The organism is Kitasatospora albolonga, from assembly GCA_002082585.1.
Lineage (GTDB): Bacteria > Actinomycetota > Actinomycetes > Streptomycetales > Streptomycetaceae > Streptomyces > Streptomyces stephensoniae.
In genome coordinates this window covers 5,531,875-5,544,543 of record CP020563.1, presented here as the reverse complement: position 1 = coordinate 5,544,543, position 12,669 = coordinate 5,531,875, and the positions used below count along the sequence as shown (strand labels likewise).

General features: G+C 73.1%; 13 protein-coding genes. 6 read left to right on the top strand and 7 right to left on the bottom strand.

Annotated features, from left to right (window positions below; translation table 11 throughout):
- Window positions 1-120: 120 nt before the first annotated feature.
- Window positions 121-1,086, bottom strand: coding sequence for an alpha/beta hydrolase (locus B7C62_24655; GenBank protein ARF75075.1), 966 nt, complete (start codon window positions 1,084-1,086; stop codon window positions 121-123).
- 123 nt (window positions 1,087-1,209) lie between these two features.
- On the opposite strand from B7C62_24655, the gene B7C62_24650 reads away from it, so the two are divergent.
- From B7C62_24650 to B7C62_24635, 4 genes are all read left to right on the top strand, one after another.
- Entirely contained in the window at window positions 1,210-1,425 is a 216-nt protein-coding gene (locus tag B7C62_24650) for a hypothetical protein (protein ARF75074.1), read from the top strand.
- A gap of 167 nt (window positions 1,426-1,592) precedes the next feature.
- Window positions 1,593-2,234, top strand: coding sequence for a TetR family transcriptional regulator (locus B7C62_24645; protein ARF75073.1), 642 nt, complete (start codon window positions 1,593-1,595; stop codon window positions 2,232-2,234).
- Window positions 2,235-2,420: 186 nt separating this feature from the next.
- On the top strand, window positions 2,421-2,648 hold the full coding sequence (locus B7C62_24640) for an ATP-binding protein (GenBank protein ARF75072.1): 228 nt from the start codon (window positions 2,421-2,423) through the stop codon (window positions 2,646-2,648).
- A 259-nt stretch (window positions 2,649-2,907) separates the two neighbouring features.
- Entirely contained in the window at window positions 2,908-3,180 is a 273-nt protein-coding gene (locus B7C62_24635; protein ID ARF75071.1) for a hypothetical protein, read from the top strand.
- 18 nt (window positions 3,181-3,198) lie between these two features.
- Here B7C62_24635 and B7C62_24630 read toward each other — a convergent pair whose 3' ends face one another.
- Entirely contained in the window at window positions 3,199-3,945 is a 747-nt protein-coding gene (locus B7C62_24630; GenBank protein ARF75070.1) for a tRNA 2-methylthio-N6-isopentenyl adenosine(37) hydroxylase MiaE-like protein, read from the bottom strand.
- 475 nt (window positions 3,946-4,420) lie between these two features.
- Between B7C62_24630 and B7C62_24625 the strand changes: the two genes are divergently transcribed.
- A complete protein-coding gene (locus B7C62_24625; GenBank protein ARF77358.1) occupies window positions 4,421-6,661 on the top strand; it encodes a DEAD/DEAH box helicase in 2,241 nt (746 codons plus the stop codon).
- 468 nt (window positions 6,662-7,129) lie between these two features.
- A complete protein-coding gene (locus B7C62_24620; GenBank protein ARF75069.1) occupies window positions 7,130-7,987 on the top strand; it encodes an alpha/beta hydrolase in 858 nt (285 codons plus the stop codon).
- Window positions 7,988-7,990: 3 nt separating this feature from the next.
- Here the strand turns inward: B7C62_24620 and B7C62_24615 are convergent, their stop codons facing one another.
- The 5 genes from B7C62_24615 to B7C62_24595 all read right to left on the bottom strand — a co-directional run bounded on the left by B7C62_24615 (window position 7,991) and on the right by B7C62_24595 (window position 12,548).
- Entirely contained in the window at window positions 7,991-8,902 is a 912-nt protein-coding gene (locus tag B7C62_24615) for an NYN domain-containing protein (GenBank protein ID ARF75068.1), read from the bottom strand.
- Between the two features lie 353 nt (window positions 8,903-9,255).
- Window positions 9,256-9,861, bottom strand: a complete 606-nt coding sequence (locus tag B7C62_24610) for an antibiotic resistance protein MarC (protein ARF75067.1) — start codon at window positions 9,859-9,861, stop codon at window positions 9,256-9,258.
- 215 nt (window positions 9,862-10,076) lie between these two features.
- Window positions 10,077-10,943 (bottom strand): phosphatase, encoded by an 867-nt coding sequence (locus B7C62_24605; protein ARF75066.1) that lies wholly within the window; start codon window positions 10,941-10,943, stop codon window positions 10,077-10,079.
- Window positions 10,944-11,047: 104 nt separating this feature from the next.
- The gene (locus tag B7C62_24600; protein ARF75065.1) at window positions 11,048-11,725 is read right to left on the bottom strand and encodes a hypothetical protein; all 678 of its coding nucleotides are present in this window, start codon (window positions 11,723-11,725) and stop codon (window positions 11,048-11,050) included.
- Window positions 11,726-11,963: 238 nt separating this feature from the next.
- Complete coding sequence (locus B7C62_24595; GenBank protein ID ARF75064.1) at window positions 11,964-12,548, bottom strand: Suppressor of fused domain protein; 585 nt, start codon at window positions 12,546-12,548, stop codon at window positions 11,964-11,966.
- Window positions 12,549-12,669: the final 121 nt, after the last annotated feature.

Here is a 12,669-nt window from a genome sequence, read left to right as displayed (position 1 = left end):
GCCTGCGCCTGCCGCCACCGCCGGACCGGGGTACGGCGCGAGGACCGCCCGGCTCCGCGGCCGCGGCGTCCGGGCGGGTGGCCCCCGAGCCCTTTCGGCTGTGTCGTCCCACGCCCCGGATCAGCTCCCGCCGCAATCGTCCAGCAGCTCCCGGAACGCCTGGGCGACCGCCTCCGGGTACTCCATCATCGCCACGTGCCCCGCCTCGGGCAGGGTCAGCAGCCGGGCACCGCGGAAGGCCGCGGACGCCCTGCGCGCCATCCGGTACGAGACGAGCCGGTCCCGTCCGCCGTACACGAGCTGGGTCGGTGCGAGCACCCGCTCGGCCTGGCGCCACAGTGAGTGCTGGCCGCCCAGGGTGTACGCGTCCACGATGCCCCGGGCCGAACGCGTCATCGCGTCCCAGAAGTACGGCAGTTCCAGCCGGCGCTCCATCTCGGCCACCGCATGACGGAAGGCTTCGTCGGAGACCCGTGCCGGATCGCCGTAACAGAGTGCCATGACTCCGCGCGTCCGTTGCTCCGCCGTCCAGTCCTTTGTGAGCCGGGCGAAGAGCGGGGCGACCCCCGGCACCGCCAGGAGACCGGTCGGCACGGCGGGCCGCTGCACCCGCCACTCGGGCAGCGCGGGCGAGATCAGGGTGAGGGTGCGCACGAGGTCGGGGCGGACGGCGGCGACCCGGGTGGCGACCGCACCGCCCAGGGAGTTGCCGAACAGATGGACGGGCCCGCGCCCCTCCGCGTCGAGCAGCCGGATGACCGCGCGGGCGTGCCCGGTGACCGAGTAGTTGCCGTCGTCCGGCGGCGGCGAGTCACCGAATCCGGGCAGGTCGACGGCGTCGGGGTCGACCGCGTCCGCCAGCAGCGGCATCAGCGCCGACCAGTTCTGCGAGGAGCCGCCGAGCCCGTGCACGAAGAGCGCGGGCGGCAGTCCCGTCCGGTCGGCGGGCCGGGAGCGGACGGTCAGCGTGAGCCCCGGGAGCGCCACCGAGCGCAGCCGCTCGCCCTCGGCGACCCGGACGGCGCTGACCGTGGGAGCCGTCGCCGCGGCGACGGCTTGCGTACCCGGCAGCTCGGTCGAAGACATGCGCCAATGTTACGAGACGATCACGTACTGGTTCATGTGTTCGCGGTCACAGGTCGCATCGCGGGGTAGGAGTGTTGCTCCTAGGCTTCAAGAGAAGCCGCTTCAGGGGAAGGGAGCCACCCGATGACGGTCGACCCGAGCGACCCGGACACCTTCGAGAACGCCGAGCCGGACACCCCCGGTCCGGAGGCGCCGGAGGCGGACGCCGTCGAGCAGCGGACGGACATCCGGCCCGAGGACGACGAAGAGGTGGGGAACCTCGACCTGGCCACGGCCAATGAGGCGGATGTGGCGGAACAGCGCAGGGTGATCCCCCTGGACGAGGACGATTACCGCTAGATCGCCCGCTTTGCTCCTGGCCTTGGCCAAGCCATGGCTTCCGCAGTCGTCCGGTCCGTGAAATTCTGCGTCCGCGCCGCGCGCACCGGGGTTACCCAAAAGTACGATGGCTGTACGGCGCAGCGTGTACGGATCGGCTGTGCTGGAACACACATTTGGGAGGCGGCGTGAGCGCCATCGAGCAGACAGAGGCAGCGCGCCCGCGAGGCACGCGCCTTCCCCGCCGCGCCCGACGCAATCAGCTGCTGGGCGCCGCGCAGGAGGTCTTTGTCGCACAGGGCTACCACTCCGCCGCGATGGACGACATCGCCGAGCGGGCCGGGGTCAGCAAGCCGGTGCTCTACCAGCACTTCCCCGGCAAGCTGGAGCTCTATCTCGCCCTCCTCGACCAGCACTGCGAGTCGCTGCTCCAGGCCGTGGTGACGGCGCTGGCCTCGACGACGGACAACAAGCTGCGCGTGGAGGCGACGATGGACGCCTACTTCGCGTACGTGGAGGACGAGGGCGGCGCCTTCCGGCTGGTCTTCGAGTCGGACCTGACCAACGAGCCTGCCGTGCGCGAGCGGGTCGACCGGGTCTCCCTCCAGTGCGCCGAGGCGATCTCCGACGTGATCGCCGGGGACACGGGCCTGTCCAAGGACGAGTCCATGCTCCTGGCGGTGGGCCTCGGCGGTGTGTCGCAGGTGGTCGCGCGCTACTGGCTCTCCAGCGGCTCCAGCATCCCCCGCGACACGGCGGTGCAGCTGCTCACCTCGCTGGCCTGGCGGGGCATCGCGGGCTTCCCGCTGCACGGCGTCGAGCAGCACTGACCACCCGTCCCGGTCGCGTGTCGCGCCCCGTCCCGGCGGTCCGTCGCGCCCCGTCCCGGCCGGGTACCGCCCCGTGTTCGCTGCGGGCGTTGCCGGTCGGGCCGTGAGGCATGCTCCCACCGGGCTAATGTGGCTGCGTACGGCGCGGTTCGCCGCGCAGGGACTGACCGTCGGAGGGACATAGCCGTGGAGGTCAAGATCGGGGTGCAGCACACGCCCCGGGAGATCGTTCTGGAGAGCGGGCTTTCCGCCGAGGACGTCGAGAGCGCGGTCGCCGCCGCACTGGGCGGCAAGGCGGAGCTGCTGAGCCTCACGGACGACAAGGGCCGCAAGGTCCTGGTGCCGGCCGACCGGATCGCGTACGTGGAGATCGGTGAGCCGACCACCCGGCGTGTGGGGTTCGGCGCGCTGTAGTCCACGGGACGCGGTGATCACGGGAGCGGCCCGGCGGGATGTCCCGCCGGGCCGCTCCCGTATGCCCAGCGGGCCGCTCCCGTTCGCCCAGCGGGCCGACTCCTGTATGCCCAGGCCGGGGACGCCGTACGCACCGCTCGGGAAAGCCTTACCCGTACGGGTTTCCCCGGCCCGGCGGAGGGTTGTGCGGAGTGGGCCAGGGGTAGTACCGCCTACGACCGATTTGCCCGCCCCGCACACCCCCGCGAGGTGATCCTTAGTGATCTGGGAATCCTTCGGCTCCGCCGTCCTCGGACTCGCCCTGTCCTGGGTGGCCGTCCGCTCACTGGCCGACCGGCTCCCCTCCGCCCGTGCGGTGTATCCCACCGGTGCGCTGGGCGCCCTGTTCGGGGCGTTCCTCACCCACTCCGCGCTCGGCCCGGGCCACACCGTGGCGACCCTGGTCGGCGCCGTGTCCGTCGGGGCGGTGACGCTGTCGCTGCTGATCCGTCCACGCGGCCGCCGCCTCACGAGGTCGGCGGCGGCCCAGTAGCCCGGTCGTCACGCGGTCCTACGCGGCCAGCCCCAGCGCGGCCATGCGCTTGGTGTGGGCCTCGGTGATCCGGGAGAACATCCGGCCCACCTCCGCCAGGTCGAAGCCGCCCTCGACCCCGCCCACCAGCATCGTCGAGAGCGCGTCGCGGTCGGCGACCACCCGCTGGGCCTGCGAGAGCGCCTCGCCCATCAGCCGACGGGCCCAGAGCGCGAGCCGCCCGCCCACGCGCGGGTCGGCCTCGATCGCGGCGCGCACCTTCTCCACGGCGAAGTTGCCGTGCCCCGTGTCGTCGAGCACGGCGAGGACCAGGGCACGGGTGTCGGTGTCGAGCCGGGCCGCCACCTCGCGGTAGAAGTCGCTGGCGATCGAGTCGCCGACGTACGCCTTGACCAGGCCCTCCAGCCAGTCGGACGGAGCCGTCTGGCGGTGGAAGTCGTCCAGCGCCTTGGCGAACGGCTCCATCGCGGCGGTCGGGTCCTCGTCGATGGCGGCGAGCCGGTCGGACAGCTGTTCGAAATGGTGGAACTCGGCGGCGGCCATCTTCGCCAGCTCCGCCTTGTCCCCGAGTGTCGGCGCCAGTTTCGCGTCCTCGGCGAGGCGCTCGAAGGCCGCCAGCTCGCCGTACGCGAGGGCGCCCAGCAGGTCCACGACCGCGGCGCGGTACTGCGGCTCCGCGGCGGCGGTGGCCCAGTCCTGGGCGGCGGTCCCGGCCGCTCCGGGCGCTTCGTCGGGGTGTTCAGTGGCGTTGTCAGGCGTCTCCATGGACCGCACAATAGCCCGCCCGACGAGGGGCGGAAGGGCCCGGTCAGCAGCGGACATCACACCGTTCCGATGAATTCGTCCAACACACATGCGCGAATCCGGGGTACAGTGGTATTGCGCTTACTGAGCATTTTCCTGTGCCAGGGGCGCGTCCTTTGAATGAGGATGCCCGGTCGGTGGCCCGATCGGCTCCGACCCGACAGCCCTCCACGCAGTGCGTACGACACCGTACGACTGCAAGATGAGGGGCCCCCTCAGCGGCACGAGCGCTCGAGCGACGGCAGTGGTCCCGCGCCACCCGGCCTCCCACGGCCGGATGACCAACCCGGCACGGTACGACCCCCAGCGTTCGCCTCGGGCCGCGTCTCACAGAAGAGGCAGCACCCTGACTACGTTCCGCGACCTCGGCATTCTTTCCGAGACGGCCGAAGCCCTCGAGGCAGTCGGCATCACGTCCCCCTTCCCCATCCAGGAGCTGACGCTCCCCGTGGCGCTCTCCGGCTCCGACGTCATCGGCCAGGCCAAGACCGGCACCGGAAAGACGCTCGGCTTCGGACTCCCCCTCCTGGAGCGCGTCACCGTCCCCGCCGACGTCGAGGCGGGCCGCGCGAAGCCCGAAGAGCTGACCGACGCCCCCCAGGCGCTCGTCGTCGTCCCCACCCGCGAGCTCTGCACCCAGGTCACCAACGACCTGCTGACCGCGGGCAAGGTCCGTAACGTCCGCGTTCTCGCGATCTACGGCGGCCGGGCGTACGAGCCCCAGGTCGAGGCCCTCAAGAAGGGCGTCGACGTGATCGTCGGCACCCCGGGCCGCCTGCTGGACCTGGCGGGCCAGCGCAAGCTCGACCTCTCCCACATCCGCGGGCTCGTCCTGGACGAGGCCGACGAGATGCTGGACCTGGGCTTCCTGCCCGACGTCGAGCGCATCATCACGATGCTCCCGGCCAAGCGCCAGACGATGCTGTTCTCGGCCACCATGCCCGGTGCCGTCATCAGCCTCGCCCGCCGCTACATGTCGCAGCCGACGCACATCAACGCCACCTCGCCCGACGACGAGGGCACGACCGTCAAGAACACGGTCCAGCACGTCTACCGCGCGCACAACATGGACAAGCCGGAGATGCTCGCCCGCATCCTCCAGGCCGAGGGCCGCGGGCTCGCGATGATCTTCTGCCGGACGAAGCGGACGGCCGCCGACATCGCCGAGCAGCTGGAGAAGCGCGGCTTCGCCTCCGGCGCGGTCCACGGCGACCTCGGTCAGGGCGCCCGCGAGCAGGCGCTGCGCGCCTTCCGCAACGGCAAGGTCGACGTCCTCGTCTGCACCGATGTCGCCGCGCGCGGCATCGACGTCGAGGGTGTGACCCACGTCGTGAACTACCAGTCGCCGGAGGACGAGAAGACCTACCTCCACCGCATCGGCCGCACCGGCCGCGCGGGCGCCAAGGGCACCGCGATCACGCTGGTCGACTGGGACGACATCCCGCGCTGGCAGCTGATCAACAAAGCGCTGGACCTGAAGTTCCCGGACCCGCCGGAGACCTACTCCACCTCGCCGCACCTCTTCGAGGAGCTCGGCATCCCGGCCGGCACCAAGGGTGTCCTGCCGCGCGCCGAGCGGACCCGTGCCGGTCTGCGCGCGGAGGAGGTCGAGGACCTCGGCGAGACCGGTGGCCGCGGCCGCAAGTCCGCCGCAGCCGCTCCGGCCCGTGAGGAGCGCGAGCCCCGTACGCGTACGCCGCGTCAGCGCCGCCGCACCCGTGGCGGGTCGACCGTGGCGGAGTCCGCGGCGACGGTCCCGGCCCCCGCCAAGGAGGCCGCGCCGGTCGCCCCGGCCGGTGACGAGCCGTCCGAGGCCCCGGCCCGCACCCCGCGCCGCCGTCGCCGTACGCGGGTCGGCGCGGCCGACACCGTGACCGAGGCGTCCGTGGCGGTCGCCGAGGCCCCGGCCACGGCTCCGGCTGCGGTGGCTCCCGCCGCCGAGGCCGTCGTCCCGGCCGCCGCCGAGCCCGTCGCGGAGGCCAAGCCGCGCCGCCGTCGCAGCCGCGCCGCCGCGAAGCCGGTGGCCGAGCCGGTGGCGCAGGTCCCTGCCGCCGCCGCTCCGGTCGAGGCCGGGTTCCAGACCGTGGCGGCCGCCGCGGGCATCGCGGAGCCGGTCGCCGAGCCGGTGACCAGGCCGCGCCGCCGCACCCGGATCGTGAAGCCTGCCGACGAGGTGGACTTCCAGATCGCCCCGGCCTCCGAGCCGGAGCCCGAGTCGAAGACCCGCCGCCGCCCGGCCCGCGCCACGAGCCGCCCGAAGGCGGAGTCGAAGCCGAAGGCGGAGGCCGGTACGGAGACCGAGGCGAAGCCGAAGAGGGCGTCGCGGGCGAAGGCCGCGGCCCCCGCCGAGACGGCCGCTCCGGAGGCTCCGGAGGCTCCGGCCACCGAGACCGAGACGAAGCCGCGCCGCCGCCGCGCCACCCGGAGCGCGACCGGCACGGAGACCTCGGTATCCGCCGAGAAGGCGGCCCCGGAGGCACCGGCCACCGCCGAGGAGGCCGAGACCAAGCCGCGTCGGCGCCGGGCCACCCGGAGCGTCACCTCGACCGCGTCCCAGGAGGCCGCTGTGGTCTCCGAGGCCGAGGCCGTGGTGAGCGAGGCCGCCGCCGAGACGAAGCCGCGCCGCCGCCGGGCCACCCGCGCGGCGGGCAAGGTCACGGCGACGACCGAGAGCTGACGGTCCCGCGAAACCCCGAGGCCCCGGCCCCCGCAGTTGCGGGGGCCGGGGCCTTTTCACGCTGTACGGGGGTGGGCGCGGCACGCCCGCAGGCGCCCCGCGCCGGGACCGGCGGCCGGGGCCCGCCCGGCAGCGCCCGAGGCCAGGTTCGACGGCGCGCCCGGGGCCCCGGGCGCCCGACGGCACCCCGGGCCGGGCCCGGCGGTCTCCCGGGCCAGGCCCGATGGCGTACCGGGCCAGGGGGGCGGCACCCGGGCCAAGACCCCGACCGGCACCCCGGGCTGGGCCCGGCGGTCTCCCGGGCCGGGCCCGATGGCGTACCGGGCCAGGGGTGGCGGCACCCGCGCCAGGCCCCCCCGACCGGCACCCCGCGCCCCGCGCCCCGCACCAACCCCAACGGCCCCCGTACCGGCCCTCCCCCGCCCTCCCGGTGGTGCCCCGGGCCCGGCCCGGCGATAGCCTCGCCCCATGAGCCGCCCGCCCACCTTCACCCCGCCGCCCTGCGCCACCGCCCGCGTCCTGCGTACCGAGCGGGGGGACTTCGCCGTCCTGGACGCCGTACCGGCCGCTCCGGCGCGTGCCACCGCCCTGCTGCTGCCCGGGTACACCGGCAGCAAGGAGGACTTCATCGCGCTGCTCAAACCGCTCTGCGCGGCCGGGTACCGGGTGGTCGCCGTCGACGGTCGCGGGCAGTACGAGTCCGCGGGGACGGACCGTCAGGAGACGTACGCGCAAAGGGAGTTGGCCAGTGATGTGCTGGCCCAGGCGGCGGCCCTGGCCGAGGACGGCGGGACCCTGCACCTGCTCGGGCACTCGCTCGGCGGCCAGATCTCCCGCGCCGCCGTCCTGCTGGACCCCACCCCGTTCCGCTCGCTGACGCTGATGTCCTCCGGCCCGGCCGAGGTGGTCGCCGTACAGCAGGAGAAGGTGAAGATGCTGAGCGACGCGCTCTCCGTGCTCACCATGGACGAGGTGTGGGAGGCGATGCGGGTCATGGACCCGCCGCAGGAGGCGGACACCGGTGACGGCGAGGACCTGCGGCGGCGGTGGCTGCTCCACAACCCGGCCCAGCTGATCGCCACCGGCGCCCAGCTGTCCGCCGAACCGGACCGGGTGGACGAGCTGGCCGCCCTCGGGCTGCCCGTCCTTGTGCTGTCCGGCGAGCGCGACGACGTATGGCCGGTGGAGCAGTTCGACGCGATGGCCCGGCGGCTCGGGGCGCACCGCACCACGATCGCCGGGGCCGAGCACTCCCCCAACACCGCCCGCCCGCACGAGACGGCGGCGGCGCTCGCCGCGTTCTGGGACACGGTCCCCGACGCCTGAGGGTCAGAACTGCGCCTGCACGTGCTGCCAGAAGCCGTCGCGCAGCGCCCGGCGCAGGTGCGCGTGGCCGCGCAGTGAGTACTGGAGCAGGCGTTCGGCCTCCACCAGGAGGTCCTGGTCGACCGAGCCCGGCAGGTAGGGGTGGCCGGGCAGCAGGTCGGCGAGGGATTCCCGGCCCCGGGCGGCGAGCCAGGCGGCGGCGATCTGGGCGCCGACGAAGCGGACGTCCTCCCGGGAGGGGGCCGGGGTGTCGTCCTCGTACGTCGTGACCGGGCGCCGGGTGACGTAGGGGCGGCAGAAGTCGAGGTCGAAGGTGCGCTGGCTGTCGACCTCCCAGAGCAGCGGTTCGGCCTGGTTGCGGCCCTCGGCGGCCTCGATGCCCCAGAGGTGGACGCGCGCCCCGTACCCCTGGGCCGCCTCGACGGCGGAGACCAGGTCCTCGTCGCCGCCGATGAGGGCCGCGTCGCTGATGGCCCGGTGCCGGGCGAGCGATTCGAGGTCGGTGCGGATGAGGGAGTCGACGCCCTTCTGCTGGTTGTTGGCGTTGAGGTTGCCGAGCCGCACCTTGACGTCCGGGAGTTCGGCGATGGCCTGCTGCTCGGTGGTGTGGATGCGGCGCCTGGCCCCGTCGTACCAGTACACGCGCAGCAGCCGGCTGTCCGCGAAGATCGTGCGGGCCCGGTCGATGAACGCCTCGATCAGCCCCTCGGCGTCGAGGTCGAAGGAGCGGCGGTCCTCGGTGCCGGTGACGAGCAGCCCGGCCGCCGCGTACACATAGCCCGCGTCCACGAAGATGGCATGGGTGGAAGGGGTCTTGGAGACCTCCACGAGCATGCGCTGAAGCAGCTCGTTGGTGCGGTCCAGACGCTCCATGACAGCCGCGATGTCCGCGATATCCGCCGGATACTTAGACATCCAAAAAATTTCCTTAGCGTAGGGAATGTTTGCACCGGGCAAGACGTTGTCACATACAAGAAACGGACGAGACGAAGGGAAGCCCTGTGCGCTTCGAGATCATGCGACTCGACGACGTCGACGGTACCGCCGTGGACAGCACCGTCGTGGACGCCGCCTCCGTCAACGGGATCGTGCGGCAGGCGGCGGCCGTGAGCCAGCGCATCTACATCCGGCCGGCCGAAAACGCGGCTTCGTAACCCTCGTCGCCCCTTCGGCGACGCGGCTTCGTAACCCCCGTCGCCCCTTCGGCGGCACAGCGCCCCCGCACGGAAAGTCCGTGCGGGGGCGCTCTGATGTGCGGCGGGGCGGCGTCAGGAGTTCTGGATGACCTGGGTGACGCCGTTGATGATCTGCTGTACGGCGATGGCCGAAAGCATCATGCCCGCGAGCCGGGTCACCAGCACGACCCCGCCGTCCTTGATGATGCGGATGATCACCAGCGAGTAGCGCATCGCCAGCCAGAGCACCACGTGCATGGCCACGATGGCCGACCAGACGGAGAGCTGGCCGCCGAAGCCGTCGGCGTGCTGCACGGCGAGGATGACCGAGACGATCGCACCGGGACCGGCGAGCAGCGGCATGCCCAGGGGTACGAGCGCCACGTTGACGTCCTTGGTCTGTGTCGGCTGCTCCGTCTTGCCGGTCAGCAGATCCAGCGCGATGAGCAGCAGCAGGAGACCGCCCGCGATCATCAGGGCGGGGACCGAGACATGCAGATAGTCCAGGATCTGCTGGCCGAGCAGACCGAAGACGGCGATCACGCCGAAGGCGACCGCGACGGCCTGGAGCGCCATCCTGCGCTGCACCTTGGCGGGGCGGCCCGCGGTGAGGGCGAGGAAGATCGGGGTGACCCCAGGGGGGTCCATAATCACAAAAAGGGTGAGAAAAAGAGATCCGAAGACAGCGACGTCGAACACAGTGAGCCTTGCGAGAGAGAGCGGGTGGTACGGAGGTGCGCGGGCCCGGCCGACCCGCCGTCGGCGCACGACGGCGGAGGAAAGGGCGCGCGGGAATGGGACGTGATGCGGTGAAGGGGCCCGGGAGGGGCTAGGGCCTATCCGGTCCTGATCCGCCGGGCACGGGCTAGGCCGTGCCGGGCGTCGCCCGGCGGACGACAGTTCGGCGACAGGACCTAGCGACAGTCTGCTCCGCCCGCGCCCGGCACCGGGAAGGCTCCCGTGGCGCGCCGGGTGATCTCGCCGTAGATCTCGGGGTCGGTGGTGTACTCGCCGAGCCCGACGGTTTTTCGGCTGCCGTGGTAATCGCTGGAGCCGGTGGGCAGGAGCCCCAGCTCGCGGGCGAGACCGCGCAGCCGGGCCCGGGTGGGCTCGTCGTGGTCCATGTGGTCGACCTCGATGCCGTCGAGCCCGGCGGCGGCGAGCGCGGCGATCGTGGCCTCGGGGACCACCTCACCGCGCTTCGAGGCGGCCGGGTGGGCGAAGACGGTGACCCCGCCCGCCGCCTTGACGAGCCGGACCGCCTCGAAGGGGTCGAACTCGTGCTTCGCGGCGTAGGCACGGCCTCCGTTGCCCAGCCAGTCGGGCGTGAAGGCGTCGGAGACGGTGGGGACGACGCCCAGTTCGACCAGGGCGGCGGCGACATGCGGGCGGCCGACCGAGCCGTCCCCGGCGATCCGGGCGACCTGTTCCCAGGTGATGGGCACATCGAGGGCGCGGAGCTTGCGGACCATCTCCTGGGCGCGCGGCACCCGGTCGTCGCGGACGAGCTCGCGCTCGCGCTCCAGCTCGGGGTCGGCGGGGTCGAAGAGGTACGCCAGCATGTGCATGCTCACACCGTCGACCCGGCAGGAGAGCTCGGCGCCGGTGACGAGGGTGAGCCCCTCGGGCAGCGCGTCGATGGCCTGCTGGTGGCCGCCGACGGTGTCGTGGTCGGTGAGCGCGACGACGTCCAGGCCCGCGGCGGCGGCGTTGGCGACCAGCTCGGCGGGGGTGTCCGTACCGTCCGAAGCGGTGGAGTGGGTGTGCAGGTCGATGCGCACGACGCTTGACTCCGGGGCTCGCGGGCGGACGGGGGACCGCTCAAGGATAACCGCCGCACGCCAGGGCCCCGGCCGCGCTCACCGGCCCCGGAGCCGTAGGTGACCTACCGCTCACCCGTCCCCTGCCGGGGCGGTGCCTCCGGGGCGGCGAGCAGACGCGGGGTGAGCGCCCCGCACGGGACGAGGTCCACCTCTCCCCCGGCATCGCGCAGATCGGTGAGCACCAGCTCGTCGTAGAGCAGCAGCCCCGACTGCTCGGGCCACAGGATCGCCCAGAGCCACAGCCCGCGCGCCTCGCCCGCGAAGACCGCCCGGTCCTCCGGGGCGTTCCTGACGTGCCAGAGCGGGGTGGGACGGCCTGCGGCGTGGACCTTGGCGTCGGGGGCGGCGTCGACGTTCAGATGGGGGCCGGGGTCGGGGCCGTCAATACCGGCGTAACGGGCACCGAGTCCGACGCCGAGTTCCTCGGCGACGAGCAGCAGCTCGCCCATGCCCCCCAGCGGTCCGGGGCCCGAGCAGGCGACGACGCTCGCCCGGCCGCCGCTGCGGTCGTCGCCCGCACCGCCCACACCGGTGAACAGCCAGCCCACGGGGAGCGGCCACGGCATCCAGACGGGCACCTGGGAGCGGTGCACCGCGACGCCGAGCGCCTCGACGCTCGGCGGGACGACCGGCTGCATCGGGTGGACCTGGCCGTGCGCGGAGCACTGCCAGGCGTCGGCGAAGAGACCGGGCGCCCTGACCCGGCCACCGCACTTCGGGCAACTGGGTTCGCCCCTCATAGAGCCCCACGGTCCTCCCCGCCGGTCGCCGCGTCAAGGACGATCACCCGTCCGCAGCGTGGCTACCGCCGGGTAGAAGCACATGCCCATGACACTCACCGGACCGGAGGGACCGTTCGGCGGGCCGCCCGCATACGCTCCGGCGGTACGGGGACGAGCCCCGGTACGGGCGGTCCGTCCCCGTACGCGGGCGAGCCGGGACCCCCGGGCGCTCCCGCCGTACGCGGGACGGCCCCGCTCAGTCCAGCGGTACGGAGGTACGCAGCGGATCACGCAGGTCCGTGCCGTGCGTGAGCCACCGCTCCTGGAGCTCCTGCGCCCCGTGCACCCGCTTCCAGGCGGCCTCGTTGGGGGTCATCGGCAGCAGCGGCAGGAAGCGGACCGGGTCCATCGGCGCGTCCAGCTCCAGGTCCTCCACCAGCCCGCCGGACTCCGCCACCAGCACCGAGGTGAACGGCGCCCCGGTCCACAGCGGCTCCCCCAGGTCCAGCGACGCGCCCGGGGCCACGACGAGCCCCTCCACCTGCGGGGAGGCGGCCAGCACCGCGAGCGGGCGGAGCACCTGGTCGGTGTCGGCGAGCCCGCCCCGTACCGACAGGATCAGCTCGGCGCGGGGGCCCTTCACCGGGTCGGCGAGCGGTGAGGTGGGGTCGGCCATGGGCTGGCCCGCCATGCCGAGCGTGGCGTAGCGCACCACATCGCCGTCGAGGAAGCGGAGCACCTCGATCCGGTCCGTGCCGAGGAACGTCACATCGGCGCGGGCGTCCGGTTCACCGAGGGCCGAGCGGAGCCGGGCTTCGACCAGAGCGAGAATTTCTGCCATCCGGCGAGCATAGAGTGCGTATGGAGTGGGCAAAGTAAGGGATTCGGCCCCGGACGGCTGATAACCTGGCCGCCGGTCGGGACAGCACGCAGAAGCGTCGCTCTCTTTGTCCCGACGACAC